Consider the following 17,765-nt stretch of genomic DNA (forward strand, 5'->3'; position numbering starts at 1 on the left):
GAATTGTGTGACACCAAAAGGGTCGTTTGATCACTCTTCCTCGAACAGTTCGGTCTGATCTTCATCCTGCTCTTCTTCGCGCCCCTCGCCCAGTGGGATGGTGCCCGGCGGTGGCCGGTTTTCCAGCAGGCCAGCGGCGCGAAGCTCCTTGAGCCCCGGCAGGTCGCGGGCGTTCTCAAGCCCGAAGTGGTCCAGGAAATGCGGCGTCACCACGAATGTCACCGGACGGCCCGGTGTCATTCGGCGACGGCCTAACCTGACCCACTCCATTTCCAGCAGTTGGTCGATCGTCCCGCGTGAGACCGAAACACCGCGAATTTCTTCAATCTCAGCCCGCGTACAGGGTTGATGGTAGGCCACGATAGCCAGCGTTTCGATGGCCGCACGGCTCAGCTTGCGGGTTTCAACTGTTTCTTTTTGCATCAAAAAGCCCAGATCGGGGGCAGTTCGAATGGCCCAGGCCTCGCCAACCTTGACCACCCGCACGCCGCGCCCTTCATATCGTTTCTGAAGCATTTCAACGGCTTGCGCCGCGTCGCTGCCATGGGGCATCCGGGCCTCAAGATCAGAGGTAGTCACCGGTTCGGCGCTGGCGAACAGCACAGCTTCGACCATGCGCTCTTGCTCTGCCAACGGCGGTGCTTCGAACAGGGTGCCGGTGCCTTCGTCTTCGGGGGCGTCAGTCACGTGTGTCAGTCCTCTTGCGCAGATGGATCGGGGCAAAGGTCTCGCTCTGCTTGATTTCCATATGTCCTTCTTTCACCAATTCCAGCGAGGCCGCAAAGGTCGCCGCCGTGGCCGAGCGTTTGCGGACTGGGTCCGCGTCCCAACCATCGGGCAGATAGGTCTCCATATCCGTCCAGGTGCCCGCAAAGCCGATCAGGGGGCGCATCCGCTCCAGCGCCTGTTCCATCGTGAACACAGCGTCACGGTCCATCACGAAGGGGCGGAATTCGTCGCGTGTGCGGATGCGAGCGTACCCCTGCATCAAATCCAGCAGGGTTGCCGAATAAGTCACAGTGCGGATGCGGGTGACATCCTCGCCCTGCCCGCGTTTGAAGAAGTCGCGGCCCAGCTGGTCCCGCGCCATCAAGCGGGCCGCAGCATCACGCATGGCCTGCAAGCGCTCTAGCTGAAACGCCAGATGCGCGGCAAGTTCTTCACCTGACGGACCCTCGTCATCCGGATCAGGGGGCAGCAGCAGGCGGGATTTCAAGAAGGCCAGCCACGCCGCCATAACCAGATAGTCAGCTGCCAATTCAATCCGCAGAGCCCGGGCTTTTTCGACAAAAGTCAGATATTGCTGCGCCAGCGCTAGAACCGAGATTTTCCGCAGGTCGACCTTTTGTGTCCGCGACAGGGTCAACAACACGTCCAACGGGCCTTCGAACCCGTCGACGTCAACGATCAGGGCTTCGGCCGCAAGGCGATCCGCGACCGAGACCGGGTCTTCGCTGAAAAGGTTATCGTTCATATACCTGCCCGCCCATTAGGGCAGATAGTTCCGCCTCAGTCGCGGGGATGTCAAGTTCCGCAGGCTTTTGCCGCATTGCCAGCGCCTTTTCTGCGCGTATCTCGGCCTGCTCGGTCATTTCTCCGGCGGCTTCCAGCACTTTGGCGCGGGCTTCAAACGAGCCGTTGCAATGCAAAACCACGTCGCACCCGGCGTTGAGCGCCTGACGGGCAATCTCCTCGGGTGCGCCGCTGAGGGCCTTCATCGAGATATCATCGGTCATGATCAGGCCATCAAACCCAATCTTGTCGCGGATCAGACCGATCATTGTGGGTGAAATCGTAGCCGGTTGTGGGTCGATCCGGTCATAAACCAAATGCGCCGTCATCCCCATCGGCAGGTCGTTCAAGGCACGGAACGGCGCGAAATCGGTCTCTTCCAATGCGTCTTGCGTCAGATCGACATGTGGCAGGTCGTGGTGGCTGTCCAGCGTGGACAGGCCGTGGCCTGGCATGTGCTTGATCACTGGCAGAACACCACCATCCAGATGCCCCCTGGCAACCGCCTTTCCGATCCCGGAAACTGTTTTTGAATCAGATCCATAGCAGCGGTTCTTCAGAAAGGCATGCGTATCATCACGCGCCAGATCCACCATCGGGGCACAATTGCTGTCGATCCCCAGCTCAAACAGCTCATTCGCGATTAGGCGATAGCGTAGATACATGGCGCGTTCAGCCTGATCCCCCGCGCCCGCGACATGATCCAGCGGTGGCATCCATTCCCGCGCCAGTGGTGCGCGCAGCCGTTGCACGCGGCCGCCTTCCTGATCAATGGTGATCGGGCAATTGCGTCCCACAGCCTCGCGGAAGTCGTCGCACAGGGCTCGGACCTGATCGGCGGTGTCGATGTTGCGGGCAAATAAAATGAACCCAAACGGGTTCATTTCTTGAAACAGACTTTTTTCTTCGGGCGTCAGGCGCAAGCCTTCGGCATCAGTGATTGCCGCGCCGAAACTCACCGAGCGGCCACCGGGATACAATCGGCGCCTTGCGCTTCGAGGGCAGCGCAGAACTGACGCGAGTCGCTTAGATCGTCAAATCCCAGAACCCGCAAACGATAGAAGGTCCGCCCACCACGTGAAGTTTTCTGGATAACACGTTGTTTTCCATCCATATATTCACCGAAACGGCCATTCAGGCGATCCCATTCAGCCCGCGCTACATCCGTGCTTTCATAGGCCCCAAGCTGGGCCATGCGCGTGCCTTTGGACAATGTGTCCGGGTCAATATCCAGCCCCACAGCAGCTTTGACCGCAGCGTTGATCGCGTCTTCAGTACTGCTGCTGGTGGTGATCCCGCTGGGTGTAGAACGGGCCGGGCGCGTGTTGGGGCGCAAAGACCGGCGAACCCCCGGCAGTGCGGCTAGTTCCGGATCGGGCAACTGTGCGGCCAGATCGGCGGGGTCAATCGCGGGCTCTTCTTCGGGCACGACCAAAGAGGCCAGTTGCACGCCCTGCTCGGTCGGTTGGTCGATTTGTGCCGCATCACCAGCCAGTTCGGCGACCAGAGCGTCTACCGAACCCTGGCGCAATTGCGCAGCCTCCTGATCAGAAATCTCTTCCTGCACCACATGCACGGCCGGGGTGGGCTTCAGAGGCTCAACCGGCGTGTCCTCATCCGACAGGGACACCGGGCGCGGCGCAAGGATCAGACGATCCGCCGGGGGTGCGGCTGTTCCGACCGCGGCCACCGTGTTGACGGCCAGTCCTTGATGATCGGCAGGTGTTCCACCGGGGCTTTCTGGCTGAATGCGCATGGGCCCTTCGATGGCACGTACGACCGGTACGCCGCTAACATCGCGCATCACCAGCTTGTAACCCCAAACACCAATGCCAGCGACCAATGCCAGGGACGCAACCGCGCCCAGCGCGTTTACGATACGACCCAGACCCGCTGCGCGCGGCGCTTCTTCATACCCGTGCATGTCGTCTGAATAGTCATACCCATCCTGAGGATGTGGTTGATTCGTGTAATGCATCTGCTCGGGGCGCATCTGCCCCGAGTAATCGTAACGTGCCATGTCCGCCTCACCGCCCGATTCACGCCAGAAAATAAGGCGCGCGGGTCATTTCTTGCCTACCTCGTACCGGTGCTTCGGGCGGTGTTTGTTACCGCATCTCCTGCGCCGGAGTAACGCCAAGAATACCCAAGCCCGCTGAAATCACAACAGAAACGGCGCGGGCCAATGCGATTTTTGACTGGCTTGTGGCAACATCGCCATCCTGGATGAAACGCAGTTGAGTCTCGTCGTTGCCCTTATTCCACAGCGCGTGGAAATCGCCAGCAAGCTCATACAGGTAGAAGGCAACCCGGTGCGGTTCATTCGTGCGCGCGGCAATCTCAACCAAACGGGGCCATTCGGCCAGCTTCTTGGCAACGGTCAGTTCCGAAACGTGATCGTTCTTGCTGAGGTCCGCACCCGCAAGGGTCACGTCATCAGCGACAATCCCGGCCTCGGCGGCGCGGCGCAGCACGCTCATCACGCGGGCATGGGCGTATTGCACGTAGAACACGGGGTTCTCGCGGCTCTGCTCAAGCACCTTGTCGAAATCGAAATCCAGGGGCGCGTCGTTCTTACGAGTCAGCATCACGAAGCGGGTCACATCCGGCCCAACCTGATCGACCACATCCCGCAGGGTGACAAAGTTCCCGGCCCGCTTGGACATCTTGAATGGCTCGCCGTTCTTCCACAGCTTCACAAGCTGGGTCAGCTTGATATCCAGCGGCACTTTGCCATCAGACAGCGCCGATACTGCTGCCTTCATCCGTTTGACATAGCCGCCGTGGTCCGCGCCAAACACGTCGATCAGAGCATCAAACCCACGGGTCACCTTGTCATAGTGATAGGCAATATCCGGGGCGAAATAGGTCCAGCTGCCGTCCGACTTCTTCACCGGGCGATCGACGTCATCGCCATGTTCGGTGGACTTGAACAGGGTCTGCTCGCGCGGCTCCCAATCCTCGGGCTTTTTGCCCTTTGGCGGCTCCAGAACGCCTTCATAGATCAGGCCCTTTTCGGTCAGCGACTCCAGCGCGGCCTCGATCCGGCCTGTGCCATAGAGCGATTTTTCCGAGAAGAACACGTCCATCTCTACGCCCAGCGCCTTCAGGTCAGCGCGGATCAGGTCCATCATCGCGTCGGTCGAGAACTCGCGCAGATCGTCCAGCCATTCGCTTTCCGGCTTGTCGATCAGGCTGTCGCCGTATTTCTCTTTCAGCGCTTCGCCGATTGGGATCAGGTAGTCGCCCGGATACAAGCCTTCGGCAATCTCGGGGCTCAACCCGTTGGCTTCGCGATAGCGCTCGTAGGCCGAGCGTGCCAACACGTCGACCTGCGCACCGCCGTCGTTAATATAGTATTCGCGGGTCACATCATGGCCGGAATAGGCCAACAAGCTTGCCAGCGCATCGCCAAACACCGCGCCCCGCGTATGGCCAACATGCAGCGGCCCAGTCGGGTTGGCCGACACATATTCCACGTTGACCTTTTGCCCCTGCCCCATAGTCGAGCGGCCATAATCCGTGCCTTTCTCCAACACTGCCGCCAAAACACCCTGCCAAACCGAAGGCGCCAACCGCAGGTTCAAAAAGCCCGGCCCCGCAACCTCGGCACTGGTGATCCGGTCATCCGCCGCCAGCTTTCCGGCCAACACATCGGCAATGTCGCGCGGCTTCATCTTGGCCGGCTTGGCCAGCACCATCGCGGCGTTTGTCGCCATGTCGCCATGCGCGGCATCGCGCGGTGGTTCGACCGCCACATTGTCAAAGCTCAGCCCCTCGGGCAGCGCGCCTTCGGACTGCATCTGTGCCAGCGCGTCCAGTACAAGGCCGCGGATCTCGGAAAACAGGTTCATTTCGGATGTCCTTTTGCTTGCCCGGCGGTTTACCACGCAAAGCGGCAAGGTCAATGGAAGCGATCAGTTTCCGCTTGGATTAGCGGTAAACCGAGCTAAGGTCACAGGAAATTCCTAACATCGGAGATCGTTCCATGCGTCTTGCCCTGCCCCTTGCATTCGTCCTGACCACTTCAATCGCGGTCTGGGCCGATATGCCCGCGCCGCAGGGCCATGTTCTTCTGACGCTGGGCGGGGCGGTGACGGAAACCAACTTACCGGCTCGGGGTGAAAATGACGGTGGTCTGCTGGGTTATCTCGAAGTGCAGCACAGCGGCGGCGCCGGATTTGACGCCGCGATGCTTGACGGTCTAGCGCAAGTGGAGATCACAATTGCCTACGGCCCCGAAGACAATCAGCGCGACGTCGCCTTCTCTGGTCCGCTTTTGTCGGATGTGATGGTCATGGCAGGGGCCGAAGGGAAGACTGCCAAACCAATGGCGATGGATGGATACCAGTCCGAAATCCCATGGGACAGTATTCAGGCGCACCAACCCATCGTGGCAACCCATGCGGATGGCAGTCCGATGGGGATCGGCGGCTATGGCCCTACGATGATCGTTTTTCCGCCCACAGATGATGCTGATCTGGCAGACGAGCAATCCGGGCAACAGGTTTGGGCGCTAGCCTATATCGGCATCGAGTGACGACCGCCCCGTCAGCCTTTTGTGATCCTGCAAGGCAAAGCGGTCGGTCATACCTGCAATGTAGTCCGACACAATCCGCGCCAGCACCGTCTCATCCCGGGCTGCTTCTATATCGCCGTGCCAATGGGCTGGCATTTGTTTGGGGTCGTTCAAGTAGATCGGGAATAATTCTTCAACGACCGCAGATACTTCGGCCCTGACCTTCATGACGCTGGGCGCACGATACATCCGCGAAAACAGGAAGGCGCGGATCTCTTTAAGTTGCGCCCAAAGCACCGCCGAGAACTGTATCACTGGATAACCCAGATGCCGGATATCTTCGACCGTTTGCGCGCCAGACTCAGCGATCAGGTCGCGCGAGGTGTCGATCACATCCGAAACCATCACTCCAAACACGCGACGCAATGCTTCGTGCCTGCGCCGATACGGGTCCAGACCGGGGTACTTGCGGTCCACTTCCGCATAGCAATCACCGACGATGGGTAATTGCTGAATTTCCGCATCCGTGAACAGATCGGCCCTGAGCCCATCCAACAGATCATGATTGTTATAGGCTATATCGTCAGACAGCGCGGCCACCTGTGCCTCGGCACTGGCATGGGTGTGCAGTTCAAGGTCAAAACCGCCATTGCACTCGGCCAGCGCCCACGGCAATTCGCCTGTCACAGGTCCATTATGCTTGGCTATGCCTTCCAGACATTCCCATGTCAGATTGCAGCCGTCGAATTCGGCATAGTGGCGTTCCAACTTGGTGACGATCCGAATGGCCTGCGCATTGTGATCGAAGCCGCCGTATGGCTCCATCAAAGCGTGCAAGGCGTCCTCTCCGGTATGACCAAAGGGCGTGTGCCCTAGATCATGCGCCAATGCCACGGCTTCGGTCAGTTCGGGGTTCAATCCCAATGCCCCGGCAATCGTGCGCGCCACCTGTGCCACTTCGATAGAATGCGTCAGGCGCGTGCGGTAACTGTCGCCTTCATGTTCAACAAACACCTGTGTCTTGTGTTTCAGCCGCCGAAACGCGCTGGCATGAATGATCCGATCCCGGTCGCGCTGAAAGCATGACCGGAAACTGCTTTCCTCCTCAGGTACTAGCCGCCCCCTTGCGCGGCCTGGATCCGAGGCAAAACCTGCTCTGTCCAAAGGCCTTATCCTTGTCGCCTGTCCTTGCAATTTCTATATTGTAAGGCGTAAAGGAAATAAACCTTTGGAGACCGGCATGAATCTGCCCCCCACAGTCACAGAACGCGCCTTTGACCGTCTGGCCGAGATTGGCGCAGCGGATCAGGGTCAGGCCCTGCGCGTCGCAGTGGAAGGCGGCGGGTGTTCCGGTTTTCAATACGAAATCGCGCTGGACGAACCCAAAGACGACGATCTTGTGCTGGAAGGCAAAGGCCAAAAGGTCATTGTCGATTCGATTTCTCTGCCGTTTCTGGAAAATGCAGTGATCGATTTCACGCAGGAACTGATCGGTGCGCGGTTTGTGATCGAAAACCCCAACGCGACCTCATCCTGCGGCTGCGGTACGTCTTTTTCAATGTGACCTTGCCCTGCCCGCGTGGTTGAGGGATAGATCAACCGGCAGTCAGCCGGAGGATCGCGCATGAAAATCGCCACGTTTAACATCAACGGCATCAAAGCGCGGGCCGAAGCTCTGCCTCGGTGGCTTGACGAAGCACAACCTGACGTCGTCCTATTGCAGGAAATCAAGTCGGTCGATGAAAACTTCCCACGCGAGATATTCGAGGAACGTGGTTATAACGTCGAAACCCACGGCCAGAAAAGTTTTAACGGCGTCGCCATCTTATCAAAACTTCCACTTGAGGATGTGTCCCGTGGCCTGCCCGGAGATGACGAGGACGAACAGGCGCGCTGGATCGAAGCGACCGTGATCGGCAAGCAAGCGCTGCGGATTTGCGGGTTGTACCTGCCCAACGGCAACCCGGTACCCGGACCGAAATACGACTATAAGCTGGCCTGGATGGAACGGCTGTATCATCGGGCGCGCGAACTGATGGCCAGCGAAGAACCGGCACTTATGGCGGGAGATTACAACATCATCCCACAGGCCGAAGATGCCGCCCGCCCGGATGCCTGGCGCGAGGATGCCTTGTTCCGACCGGAAAGCCGCGCGGCGTTTCGCAAAATCCTCAATCTGGGCTTTACCGAAGCGTTTCGGGCCCGCACGCAAGGACCTGGTCACTACTCATTCTGGGACTATCAGGCGGGTGCGTGGAACAAAAACGACGGCATTCGTATCGATCACTTTCTGCTGACACCTCAGGCTGCCGATCTGATGCAAGATTGCCAGATTGATGCAGCCGTGCGCGGGCATGAGAAACCGTCGGACCACGTGCCAGTCTGGGTTCAGCTCGACCTGTAATCAATCATGCGGTCGGGTCGTAGGCGTAGATCCACTCGTATTTTTTCGAAAGCCTTGGTCCAACGGCCATCAGCACCATCTGTGCCGCCAGTCGCATGGGACCGCGCAGGTGAAAATTTCGCGCGTTGGCTCCGGCGGCAGCCACAACCCGTTTGGCCCTTGGGCGACGACGGGTTTCATAGGCAGCAAGAGCTTGCGTCATATCGGATTGCTCTTCAAAGGAACGGGCCATGATCCACGCATCCTCCAGCGCCAGACAGGCGCCTTGCGCCATGAACGGCAAGGTGGGATGCGCCGCGTCACCCAGCAACGCCAGCTGCCCCGCCTGCCAGCTTTGCGTCACAGGCCGCAGGAACAGGGCCCAAAGATGGGTTTCGGTCACGTCAGACAGAATATGACCCACTGGCCCCCCGAAATCAGCAAATCGCGCGCGCAGATCATTCGGATCGCCTTGCAGTCGCCAGCCTTCCTCTTGCCAGTCCGAGCGCTCCTCAATTGCCACCACATTCATCAGTTGCTGATCGCGCAACGGATAGGTGACGACGTGGCGTCCAGGCCCCATTGTCAGTGAGGCGCAAGGCATCTCCTCTCGTTCTGACAAGGGGATAGTCGCACGCCAGGCAATCTGGTGCGTGAACTGAGGGGCCTCTGGCCCGTTCAGGGTCGGACGTATGGTGCTGCGGCCCCCGTCCGCCGCGATAACACAGTCGCACCGCAAGCGTTCGCCGTCACTGAGAACGATTTCCGCCTCGGCCGGATGTTGGAGAACCTGCGCCACCTGCGCGCCCAGCTGGATAGTAACGCCCGCCTTTAAAGCCGCCCGGCGCAACAGGTCCAGCAAATCCGCGCGATGGTAATAGTAGGTCGGTCCGGCCGCCGGTGCGGGAATACGGCTTATTACTCGACCTTTGCGATAATCTCGCAGAATTGTGCCGTGCGACAACTGCCCGCCCTCGGGATTATCCCCTAACACGTTCAGCGCCCGCAAAACCGCCATACCGTTGGCGCTGATCTGCAATCCTGCGCCAACCTCAGTCAAGGCCGGAGCCTGCTCAAGAACCGTGACCTGCGCCCCGCGTTGCCGCAGTGCCAAAGAGGCTGCCAGCCCCCCTATTCCGCCGCCGATGACATTGAATTTCAGACCGTTGATATCCATGGCACCGGCTTAAAGCAAAAACGCCGGAGCAACAGGCCCCGGCGTTTGAATTAGTACCAAAGTTCCAGCGATCAATCGTCGCGGTGGACCTTTTCGCGACGCTCGTGACGTTCCTGCGCCTCAAGCGTCATGGTCGCGATTGGACGCGCATCCAGACGTTTCAGCGAAATCGGATCGCCCGTCTTTTCGCAATAGCCGTACTCGCCCTCTTCGATGCGACGCAGGGCCGAGTCGATCTTGGCAACCAGCTTGCGCTGACGGTCGCGGGTCCGCAGCTCCAGCGCGCGATCTGTTTCCTCGCTTGCGCGGTCTGCAACGTCCGGAATGTTTCGGGTGTTGTCCTGCAGCCCTTCGATCGTGTCGCGGCTGCCCGCCAATAGTTCATTCTTCCAATCCAGCAGCTTGCGGCGAAAATACTCAAGCTGACGGTCATTCATGAAAGGTTCATCTTCGGCCGGGCGATAATCCTCCGGCAGAAAAACTTCCTGCTTCATTTTTGCTCCCTCGGTATGGCCAGTAACGTCGGTTGCTGTTGTTTGACCTGACATTTGGCACTCCCTTCTGCGGTGCATGTATCCGACGCACGCACGAATGTCACTACACAAACGTCGTCTTAATACGTCACGTCCCCGGCATGTCTAAATATGAGACAAATAACAACAAAACCTTGTTATACTGTGGAAATTGTCAGGCGAAAATTAGGCGATCCCCAACAGACACGGCACCCGCCGGACGTCGAATCACGCAAAAGGGATTGGAGTCGTTACGAAAATCTGATCCCGCGACGCCGTGGCCCGCTTGTCAAAATCATCGCCTCTCTGTAACCCGAACAACACAGATTGCGCAAAACCAAACGAGGGGCCCATGACCGCACGTTTCCAAGGCACCGCCGAATATGTTGCCACCGATGACCTGACCATTGCGGTGAATGCTGCCGTGACGCTGGAACGCCCCCTGCTGGTCAAGGGGGAACCCGGCACGGGCAAAACAGAACTGGCCAAACAGGTGGCAGGTGCACTGGGGCTGCGCATGATCGAGTGGAACGTGAAGTCCACCACCCGCGCGCAACAAGGTCTGTACGAATACGATGCGGTTAGCCGGCTTCGTGACAGTCAGCTGGGTGAAGAACGCGTGCATGACGTGTCTAACTACATCCGTAAGGGCAAGCTGTGGCAGGCGTTTGACGCCGACGAGAAGATTGTTCTGCTGATTGACGAGATCGACAAGGCGGATATCGAGTTTCCCAATGATCTGCTGCAGGAACTCGATAAGATGGAGTTCCATGTTTATGAGACTGGTGAGACCATCCGGGCCAAACACCGCCCCATCGTCATCATTACCTCGAACAATGAAAAGGAACTGCCCGACGCGTTTCTGCGCCGCTGTTTCTTCCACTATATCCGCTTCCCTGACGAAGCGACCATGCGCCGGATCGTCGAGGTCCACCACCCCGGTATCAAAGATGCGTTGCTGACCACTGCCCTGACGCAATTCTATGAAATCCGCGAAACGCAGGGGCTGAAGAAAAAGCCCTCAACCTCCGAAGTGCTGGATTGGCTGAAACTGCTGTTGGCCGAAGACCTGACGTGCGAAGACCTGAAACGCGATGGTACGAACGCTTTGCCCAAGCTGCACGGTGCGTTGCTGAAGAACGAACAGGACGTGCATCTGTTCGAGCGACTGGCCTTTATGGCGCGCAGCAAACGCTAAACCTGTTGAGCATCTGGTGATCGCTGCTTGCTTTGGACAGGTCTGGCTGTCAGCATTGCAGGTGGCGGTCCGGTTTATCCGGGCTACCTATAACCGGATCATATGGGACCCTGTGATTGACTGACACTTTGACCATCCGCGCTTTGCGGCCTGAAGACCGCGCTGAATGGTCCGACATGTGGCGCGACTATCTGGCGTTTTATGAAACAACGGTCGCAGATGAGATCTATGACAGCACCTTTGCACGATTGCTGGACGACGATCCGCACGATTTCTCATGTTTTGTTGCGGAACAAAACGGGCGGCTTGTTGGTCTCACGCATTACCTTTTCCACCGCCACGCGTGGAAGGTTGAATCCGTGTGCTACTTGCAAGACCTGTTCGCCCGCCCCCAGGCGCGTGGTTCCGGAGTCGGCCGCGCCCTGATTCAGGCGGTGTATGATGAGGCCGACCGACAGGGCGCGCCGTCAGTCTATTGGCTGACGCAGGATTTCAACCACACCGCCCGCAAACTTTATGACCGCATCGGCAAACAGACGCCCTTTATCCGGTATCAGCGCCCATGATGCGATGGCTGGCCCTTGTTGCAGGTGTGGCGCTGGCAGGCTGCGCAGCGGTTGAGACGACCGAAGTACCAACTCGCGTGCAGGCGATTGAAGAGACGTTGCCCCCGGCCAAGACATTCACCCGCGCGTTCCCGATGCCACCGGGCCGGTCGAACGCCAATATCGCGGCGGATTTCGTATCGTTACATTTCGCGTTGGAAGGGGGCGCGAAACTGCCGGTATTCACGCGGTTTGAAACGCCGATCACCGTGCGTCTGACCGGCTCACCTACGCCCTCGATGCAGCGCGACCTGACTCAATTGCTGACCCGCCTGCGCCGCGAGGCCGGGATCGACATTCAACAGATTTCGGACGGCACGGCCAACATCACAATCGAAGCCGTCAGTCAGGCAGAGATCCACGAAATTCTGCCACAGGCGGCCTGTTTCGTGGTGCCGAACTCTTCGAGTTTCGAAGAGTACCGCCGTAACCGGCGCAAACAGATAAGCAGCTGGAGCCGCCTGCGCAGCCGCGAACGTCTGGGCATCTTTATTCCATACGACGTCAGCCCGCAGGAAAAACGCGATTGCCTGCATGAAGAGATTGCGCAGTCACTGGGGCCGCTGAACGATCTGTATCATCTGCCGGATTCAGTGTTCAACGATGACAATATCCATACTGTCCTGACCGGGTTCGACATGCTGATCCTGCGCACGGCCTACGCGCCCGACCTGCGCAGCGGAATGACAAGCGAACAGGTTAAGGCCGCCCTACCCGGTATTCTGAGACGCCTGAACCCGCGTGGCGAGAACATACCAATGCAGCCGCTATCTGAAACGCCGCGTGAATGGATCAATGCGGTTCAAAAATCCCTGCGCCCGCAACTGAATACGCAACGGCGCCTGCGGGCCGCGCAAAAGGCCGCGCGGATCGGTCAGGAACAGGGCTGGACCGATCATCGCCGCGCCTATCCCTATTACCTGATGGGGCGGATGGGTCAGTTCGACAAACCGCAGGACGCGCTGCGCAATTATCAGACCGCTTTGCAATACTTGCGCGCAACCCCCGGCACCGAAATCCATCAGGCCTATATCACTACACAGACTGCCGCTTTCGCACTAGCACTAGGCAAAGGCCCCGAAGCCCTGCCCGAATTGGATAAGGCCATCGACGTGATGATGCGGGCCGAAAATGCCTCGCAACTGGCGACATTGTTGCTTCTGAAATCCGAAGCCCTCAATCAGGCGGGCCGGACGGCTGAGGCACGCTCTGTCAGGCTGGACAGTCTGGGATGGGCACGTTACGGGTTCGGCTCGGAAACGGTGGTCCGGTCGCTTAATCAGGAAGTTGCGGAAGGATCCCCCAACAACAGAGGCGGATAACGCATGGTCGTAATTCTGGGAATGGCGATATTGGGGGCAATCCTTGGGGCGATGACAGCGCGCAAGCGCAACGGCACCGGCGCCGACATGGCGCAATATGCAGCCGGGTATGGCATTGCCTTTGCATTGGTCGGTCTTGTTCTGTCCCTTATACTCATACGTTTTGTGGTCTGACCCATGTTCCTGCCCTTTTTCGAAAATCTCAGAAAAGCGGGCATTCCCGTATCCTTGCGCGAATACCTGACCTTTCTTGAGGGTATGAAAAAGGGTCTGGCCACATATGATGTCGAGGCGTTTTATTACCTCGCCCGCGTGTCGATGGTTAAAGATGAACGCAACATCGACAAGTTCGACCGCGCCTTTGCCGCCAGTTTTGAAGGGCTGGACGAGATCAGCTTTGAACAGGTTCTTGAAGCAGTCGACATTCCCGCCGATTGGCTGGCAAAGATGGCCGAAAAACACCTCTCGGAAGAAGAAAAAGCCGAAATCGAAGCCATGGGCGGATTCGACAAACTGATGGAGACGCTGCGCGAGCGCCTCAAGGATCAGAAAGGCCGCCATCAGGGTGGCAACAAATGGATCGGCACCGCTGGCACCTCTCCGTTCGGAGCCTATGGATATAATCCCGAAGGCGTACGCATCGGTCAGGACGAGAGCCGCCATCAGCGTGCGGTCAAGGTCTGGGACAAGCGTGAATTCAAAAACCTGGACGACACAGTTGAACTGGGCACGCGTAATATCAAGGTCGCCTTGAAACGCCTGCGTCGCTGGGCGCGTGAAGGAGCGGCGGAAGAGCTGGATCTGGACGGCACCATCCGAGCCACAGCCGAACATGGTTATCTGGATGTGAAAACCCGCCCCGAACGCCACAACGCTGTCAAAGTGCTGCTGTTTTTGGACGTCGGCGGCTCAATGGACCCGCATATCAAAGTGGTCGAAGAACTGTTCTCGGCCGCCCGGACCGAGTTCAAGCATCTGGAGTACTACTACTTTCACAATTGCCTGTACGAAGGCGTCTGGCGCGACAACCGCCGCCGTTGGGATCAGAAGACCCCCACGCATGAGGTGCTGCGCACCTATGGCTCGGACTACAAATGCATCTTTGTCGGCGATGCCTCGTTGAGCCCCTACGAGATCGCCTATCCAGGCGGCGCCAACGAGCACTGGAACCAAGAGGCCGGGCAGGTCTGGCTGCAACGCGCCCGCGAGCAATGGCCGTCAAACCTGTGGATCAACCCGGTGCCCGAGAAATACTGGGAATACACCCACTCGATCGGCATGATTCAGGAAATTTTTGAGGATCGCATGGTGCCGATGACCCTGGCCGGACTGGAGCAGGGAATGAAGGAATTGACGCGTTAAGTCAGGATCAACTGCTCGTGCGCGATTGACGCAGGTCGCGCAGGATTGCGTTTTCGGTGGGTTACTCCGGCAGAGGAAAACTTGGCCGCGTTGGCGGGACGGATTGGTCTTTATTGGGCAAAATCCCGTAGAACAGGGCCGCCCAACCCATCACAGTTCCCAACACCAAAGCGGGAAACGCGACCAGAATGGACAGCGATTTACCCAACTGTGTTTCAAACCCCAATGGTCCAATGACAGCGATGGCCGCCACGCCAAAAACAAGCATAAGTGGACCTGAACCCACAAAGACGATTAGTGCTTTTACAATGTCATCCGGATCAGCCAGCCAATTCGGCGTTAGTTTTGAATTGGTCATTGCTACACTGAAACCGAGTGTAATCAGCGTGGCCAAAGCCATCGGTCCAATACTCATTCCCTGAGACCAACCGAAAGTCAGTGTCCAAGCAGCCATGAAACACAATAGAAGCCCGTATAATCCCATTGATCTTAGGCAAGCTCTGTACGCGCGAAAACAAAACTTCTTCATAATCAATTGAATCCTAGTGAATTTCTTACACCGTTTTCTCGCTATCCGGGAATTTCGACAAAAATTGGACGTCCGCTCTGTTTACTGCACAAATGTTTAAGGCTGGTTGCCTATTCCCCCACTCAGAGCCATATCTAGTGCATGCTTCGATTGACCCCGATCCTATTGGCGATTGCTTATGCCTTTGTGATGTACCGGATTTCCGTCTGGCGAACGCACCGAGAGCTGGATGCGAAATCGACCGAACTGGCTGATCCGGTGCTGAAACGCATGACTGACAGGCTGGCCGCCGCGCTCGAGATCGACCGGGTCCCGGTTTACATCTACGAGATCGACCCGGTGAACGGTCTGGCGGCTGCTGACGGGCGGATATTCATTACGCGCGGCTTTTATCGCAAGTTCCGTAACGGAGAGGTTTCGGCCGAGGAAATGGCCAGCGTTATTGCACATGAGCTGGGACATGTTGCGCTGGGGCATGCGCGGCGGCGGATGATCGATTTTTCCGGCCAGAACGCATTGCGGGCGGCTTTGATGATGCTGTTGAACCGGTTCATTCCCTTCATCGGCGCGTGGATTGCCAATATGCTGACCCACCTGCTGGCCTCGCGCCTGTCGCGCAGCGATGAATATGAGGCGGATGAATATGCCGCCGCTCTGCTGACCAAGGCAGGGATCGGGATTGGGCCGCAAAAGTCGCTGTTTCACAAGTTGGAAGACCTGACACAACAGCGCGCGGGTGTTACTCCGGCCTGGCTGATGAGTCATCCCAAAACGGATGAGCGGATTGCAGCGCTGGAAGCACTTGAGCAGCGTTGGGGCGCGGGCGGTTAGGTTCGAAAGAGTGGGGCCAGCCCCACCGGGATATTACTAACCAGATGAAGTTGGATACGGTCTAATGGCTGAGCGCCTTGCCCAACCTTGGCAGACGGGCCTTTTTCATCAGCGCGCGCAAGGTCCATTGATCACCGGACAGCCGGTTGGCTTCGGCTAAAACACGGTCGGCGAGTTCCGCCATGCCGCCGGGGTCGTCCAGCAAGAACCCATATAGCAGGCCGTCAGGATCGCGGCGTTCAAGCCCTTCTTCCGACAGGATATTTCTTGGGAAATCCTTGGCGTTCACGGTGACGATAACATCGGCCGAGGCCTCAACGGCGGTGGCGAGAACGTGAATATCGGCGCTATCGGGCAGCCAGAGGCGTTGTTCAAGCCCCGGATTGGCCACGCGTTCGGCCTTGAGCCACTGCGCCTGCGTCAGGGCGATTTCGGCACGGGCCTGCGCCTCGCCTTCCGGACCCAGTTTGCGGGCGGCGCGGGCCCATTCCTCGAGGATACGAGGAGACCAGATCGGCGTGAAGTGACCCAATCTGGCGGCGCCCAACAGCATCTCTCGCATCACCGTGGGGTAGATGACACAGGTATCCAGAACCGCCTTCACAGCCGGTAAAACACGGCTTTGAGATACCCGCTTTCAGCCAGTTGCGGCAATTGCGGGTGGTCGGGGCCGGCAAACCCCGTGTGGATCAGTTGTGCCTGCCGCCCTGCCCGGCCAATCCCCCGCGAGGACGCGTCGCGGAACCGACTCAAATCGGCTGCGTGTGAACAAGAACAAAGCCCCAGATAGCCGCCCGGTTTCACCAACGGTGCGGCCAGCCGTGCGATACGCTCATAAGCGCGCAGGCCCGCGTCCAGGGCTTGTTTCGACGGCGCAAAAGCGGGTGGATCACAGATGACAACTTCAAATTGCGCACCTTCTTCGCCCAATTTGGTCAGCACCTCGAACGCATCGCCCTGACGGGTTTCAAATCGATCCGCGCATCCCGAAGCCTCGGCACCGTTCGTCGCCAATTCCAGCGCCGCAGCCGAACCATCGACAGACAGGGCCTGCGCCGCGCCGCCAGCCAGCATCGCCAGACCAAAACCGCCCACATGGCTGAACACGTCCAGCACTTGCGCACCCGGCTGCACCAGCCGTGCAGCAAATGCATGGTTGGGGCGTTGGTCGTAAAACAGGCCGGTTTTCTGGCCTCCGGTAAGATCAGCCATATAGGTCGCGCCATTCATTGGCACCGGCAGCGGAGCGTCAGGCGCAGTTCCACGCAAGGTCTGGTTTTCATCATCCAGCCCTTCCAGTCCCCGAGTGCGGCCCGAGGCATTTTTCAGCACAGTTGTAACACCCGTCACAGCAACCAACGCGTCGGTCAGCGTTTCCAGATGCGCCTCGGCCCAGGCGGCATTGGGTTGGATCACGCAGGCAGCACCAAAGCGGTCGATGATCACGCCAGGAAAGCCATCCGCTTCGGCGTGGATCAGGCGGTAATAGGGGGCGTCAAACAGGCGTTCGCGCATGTCCAAAGCGTGGCGCAGGCGGGATTCGAACCATTCAGCATTCAGATCGGCGTCAAGGTCGCGATCCAGTACGCGGCACATGATTTTCGACTCGGGGTTCACGGCGACCAACGCAATGGGCGCGCGTTTGTCATCCTCCAGCACGGCCAATGCGCCAACCGGTATCTTGCGTGTACGCCGGTCGGTGACAATGTCGTTGGCATAGACCCACGGGAAGCCATGGCGCAGGCCGCGCGCGTTGGCTTTGGGTTTCAGGCGGATACGGGGGCGGTCGGTGGCTTGGGTCATGACGCCCTCATA

At 58.5% G+C, this 17,765-nt stretch carries 20 protein-coding genes; 9 read left to right on the top strand and 11 right to left on the bottom strand.

What is annotated here, in order from left to right; translation table 11 throughout:
* Window positions 1-30 precede the first annotated feature (30 nt).
* From scpB to argS, 5 genes are all read right to left on the bottom strand, one after another.
* Window positions 31-687, bottom strand: a complete 657-nt coding sequence (gene scpB / locus ACR0JB_RS06695) for an SMC-Scp complex subunit ScpB (protein WP_170505610.1) — start codon at window positions 685-687, stop codon at window positions 31-33.
* On the bottom strand, window positions 680-1,474 hold the full coding sequence (locus ACR0JB_RS06700) for a segregation and condensation protein A (RefSeq protein WP_170348981.1): 795 nt from the start codon (window positions 1,472-1,474) through the stop codon (window positions 680-682). Before ACR0JB_RS06700 ends, scpB begins: the two co-directional genes overlap by 8 nt.
* The gene (gene nagZ / locus ACR0JB_RS06705; protein ID WP_480789770.1) at window positions 1,464-2,471 is read right to left on the bottom strand and encodes a beta-N-acetylhexosaminidase; all 1,008 of its coding nucleotides are present in this window, start codon (window positions 2,469-2,471) and stop codon (window positions 1,464-1,466) included. Before nagZ ends, ACR0JB_RS06700 begins: the two co-directional genes overlap by 11 nt.
* Window positions 2,468-3,532 carry an SPOR domain-containing protein gene (locus tag ACR0JB_RS06710; protein WP_170348983.1) on the bottom strand — a complete coding sequence of 355 codons (1,065 nt, stop codon included), beginning with the start codon at window positions 3,530-3,532 and terminating at the stop codon, window positions 2,468-2,470. Before ACR0JB_RS06710 ends, nagZ begins: the two co-directional genes overlap by 4 nt.
* A gap of 88 nt (window positions 3,533-3,620) precedes the next feature.
* A complete protein-coding gene (gene argS / locus ACR0JB_RS06715) occupies window positions 3,621-5,366 on the bottom strand; it encodes an arginine--tRNA ligase (protein WP_226688341.1) in 1,746 nt (581 codons plus the stop codon).
* Window positions 5,367-5,500: 134 nt separating this feature from the next.
* On the opposite strand from argS, the gene ACR0JB_RS06720 reads away from it, so the two are divergent.
* Window positions 5,501-6,052 (top strand): putative pterin-binding protein, encoded by a 552-nt coding sequence (locus ACR0JB_RS06720; RefSeq protein WP_170396107.1) that lies wholly within the window; start codon window positions 5,501-5,503, stop codon window positions 6,050-6,052.
* Here ACR0JB_RS06720 and ACR0JB_RS06725 read toward each other — a convergent pair.
* Entirely contained in the window at window positions 6,029-7,195 is a 1,167-nt protein-coding gene (locus tag ACR0JB_RS06725) for a deoxyguanosinetriphosphate triphosphohydrolase (RefSeq protein WP_170358881.1), read from the bottom strand. The genes ACR0JB_RS06720 and ACR0JB_RS06725 overlap by 24 nt on opposite strands.
* A gap of 76 nt (window positions 7,196-7,271) precedes the next feature.
* Here ACR0JB_RS06725 and ACR0JB_RS06730 point away from each other — a divergent pair, with 76 nt between their 5' ends.
* A complete protein-coding gene (locus tag ACR0JB_RS06730; protein ID WP_170348987.1) occupies window positions 7,272-7,595 on the top strand; it encodes a HesB/IscA family protein in 324 nt (107 codons plus the stop codon).
* A gap of 60 nt (window positions 7,596-7,655) precedes the next feature.
* A complete protein-coding gene (xth, locus tag ACR0JB_RS06735) occupies window positions 7,656-8,435 on the top strand; it encodes an exodeoxyribonuclease III (protein WP_170348988.1) in 780 nt (259 codons plus the stop codon).
* Window positions 8,436-8,439: 4 nt separating this feature from the next.
* Here the strand turns inward: xth and ACR0JB_RS06740 are convergent, their stop codons facing one another.
* Together ACR0JB_RS06740 and dksA are read right to left on the bottom strand one after the other, a co-directional pair.
* The gene (locus tag ACR0JB_RS06740; protein WP_170396109.1) at window positions 8,440-9,591 is read right to left on the bottom strand and encodes an FAD-dependent monooxygenase; all 1,152 of its coding nucleotides are present in this window, start codon (window positions 9,589-9,591) and stop codon (window positions 8,440-8,442) included.
* Window positions 9,592-9,662: 71 nt separating this feature from the next.
* Window positions 9,663-10,085, bottom strand: coding sequence for an RNA polymerase-binding protein DksA (dksA, locus tag ACR0JB_RS06745; RefSeq protein ID WP_170348990.1), 423 nt, complete (start codon window positions 10,083-10,085; stop codon window positions 9,663-9,665).
* 370 nt (window positions 10,086-10,455) lie between these two features.
* Between dksA and ACR0JB_RS06750 the strand changes: the two genes are divergently transcribed.
* The 5 genes from ACR0JB_RS06750 (at window position 10,456) to ACR0JB_RS06770 (ending at window position 14,590) form a co-directional block, all read left to right on the top strand.
* Window positions 10,456-11,301, top strand: a complete 846-nt coding sequence (locus ACR0JB_RS06750) for an AAA family ATPase (RefSeq protein WP_170396111.1) — start codon at window positions 10,456-10,458, stop codon at window positions 11,299-11,301.
* 116 nt (window positions 11,302-11,417) lie between these two features.
* The gene (locus ACR0JB_RS06755; RefSeq protein ID WP_254437392.1) at window positions 11,418-11,867 is read left to right on the top strand and encodes a GNAT family N-acetyltransferase; all 450 of its coding nucleotides are present in this window, start codon (window positions 11,418-11,420) and stop codon (window positions 11,865-11,867) included.
* The gene (locus ACR0JB_RS06760; protein WP_170396113.1) at window positions 11,864-13,228 is read left to right on the top strand and encodes a DUF2927 domain-containing protein; all 1,365 of its coding nucleotides are present in this window, start codon (window positions 11,864-11,866) and stop codon (window positions 13,226-13,228) included. Before ACR0JB_RS06755 ends, ACR0JB_RS06760 begins: the two co-directional genes overlap by 4 nt.
* A gap of 3 nt (window positions 13,229-13,231) precedes the next feature.
* The gene (locus ACR0JB_RS06765) at window positions 13,232-13,402 is read left to right on the top strand and encodes a hypothetical protein (RefSeq protein WP_170348993.1); all 171 of its coding nucleotides are present in this window, start codon (window positions 13,232-13,234) and stop codon (window positions 13,400-13,402) included.
* A gap of 3 nt (window positions 13,403-13,405) precedes the next feature.
* Window positions 13,406-14,590 carry a vWA domain-containing protein gene (locus tag ACR0JB_RS06770; RefSeq protein WP_170396114.1) on the top strand — a complete coding sequence of 395 codons (1,185 nt, stop codon included), beginning with the start codon at window positions 13,406-13,408 and terminating at the stop codon, window positions 14,588-14,590.
* A 61-nt stretch (window positions 14,591-14,651) separates the two neighbouring features.
* Here the strand turns inward: ACR0JB_RS06770 and ACR0JB_RS06775 are convergent, their stop codons facing one another.
* Window positions 14,652-15,005 (bottom strand): hypothetical protein, encoded by a 354-nt coding sequence (locus ACR0JB_RS06775; protein WP_170396116.1) that lies wholly within the window; start codon window positions 15,003-15,005, stop codon window positions 14,652-14,654.
* 255 nt (window positions 15,006-15,260) lie between these two features.
* Between ACR0JB_RS06775 and ACR0JB_RS06780 the strand changes: the two genes are divergently transcribed.
* Window positions 15,261-15,950, top strand: a complete 690-nt coding sequence (locus tag ACR0JB_RS06780) for a M48 family metallopeptidase (protein ID WP_170358891.1) — start codon at window positions 15,261-15,263, stop codon at window positions 15,948-15,950.
* Between the two features lie 61 nt (window positions 15,951-16,011).
* Here the strand turns inward: ACR0JB_RS06780 and ACR0JB_RS06785 are convergent, their stop codons facing one another.
* Together ACR0JB_RS06785 and ACR0JB_RS06790 are read right to left on the bottom strand one after the other, a co-directional pair.
* Window positions 16,012-16,554, bottom strand: coding sequence for an RSP_2648 family PIN domain-containing protein (locus ACR0JB_RS06785; protein ID WP_170396118.1), 543 nt, complete (start codon window positions 16,552-16,554; stop codon window positions 16,012-16,014).
* On the bottom strand, window positions 16,551-17,753 hold the full coding sequence (locus ACR0JB_RS06790) for an RSP_2647 family RNA methyltransferase (protein ID WP_170396120.1): 1,203 nt from the start codon (window positions 17,751-17,753) through the stop codon (window positions 16,551-16,553). The genes ACR0JB_RS06785 and ACR0JB_RS06790 overlap by 4 nt, the downstream gene beginning before the upstream one ends.
* Between the last annotated feature and the right edge of the window lie 12 nt (window positions 17,754-17,765).

It is taken from the genome of Ruegeria sp. BI7 (genome assembly GCF_056537925.1).

Excerpts from the sequence above, each read along its gene's own strand:
- ACR0JB_RS06760 (WP_170396113.1), top strand. The coding sequence starts at position 11,864 with ATGATGCGATGGCTGGCCCTTGTTGCAGGTGTGGCGCTGGCAGGCTGC.
- ACR0JB_RS06750 (WP_170396111.1), top strand. The coding sequence starts at position 10,456 with ATGACCGCACGTTTCCAAGGCACCGCCGAATATGTTGCCACCGATGAC.
- ACR0JB_RS06775 (WP_170396116.1), bottom strand. The coding sequence starts at position 15,005 with ATGAGTATTGGACCGATGGCTTTGGCCACGCTGATTACACTCGGTTTC.
- argS (WP_226688341.1), bottom strand. The coding sequence starts at position 5,366 with ATGAACCTGTTTTCCGAGATCCGCGGCCTTGTACTGGACGCGCTGGCA.
- xth (WP_170348988.1), top strand. The coding sequence starts at position 7,656 with ATGAAAATCGCCACGTTTAACATCAACGGCATCAAAGCGCGGGCCGAA.
- dksA (WP_170348990.1), bottom strand. The coding sequence starts at position 10,085 with ATGAAGCAGGAAGTTTTTCTGCCGGAGGATTATCGCCCGGCCGAAGAT.
- ACR0JB_RS06710 (WP_170348983.1), bottom strand. The coding sequence starts at position 3,532 with ATGGCACGTTACGATTACTCGGGGCAGATGCGCCCCGAGCAGATGCAT.
- ACR0JB_RS06790 (WP_170396120.1), bottom strand. The coding sequence starts at position 17,753 with ATGACCCAAGCCACCGACCGCCCCCGTATCCGCCTGAAACCCAAAGCC.
- ACR0JB_RS06765 (WP_170348993.1), top strand. The coding sequence starts at position 13,232 with ATGGTCGTAATTCTGGGAATGGCGATATTGGGGGCAATCCTTGGGGCG.
- ACR0JB_RS06700 (WP_170348981.1), bottom strand. The coding sequence starts at position 1,474 with ATGAACGATAACCTTTTCAGCGAAGACCCGGTCTCGGTCGCGGATCGC.
- ACR0JB_RS06730 (WP_170348987.1), top strand. The coding sequence starts at position 7,272 with ATGAATCTGCCCCCCACAGTCACAGAACGCGCCTTTGACCGTCTGGCC.
- ACR0JB_RS06770 (WP_170396114.1), top strand. The coding sequence starts at position 13,406 with ATGTTCCTGCCCTTTTTCGAAAATCTCAGAAAAGCGGGCATTCCCGTA.
- ACR0JB_RS06780 (WP_170358891.1), top strand. The coding sequence starts at position 15,261 with ATGCTTCGATTGACCCCGATCCTATTGGCGATTGCTTATGCCTTTGTG.
- ACR0JB_RS06720 (WP_170396107.1), top strand. The coding sequence starts at position 5,501 with ATGCGTCTTGCCCTGCCCCTTGCATTCGTCCTGACCACTTCAATCGCG.
- ACR0JB_RS06740 (WP_170396109.1), bottom strand. The coding sequence starts at position 9,591 with ATGGATATCAACGGTCTGAAATTCAATGTCATCGGCGGCGGAATAGGG.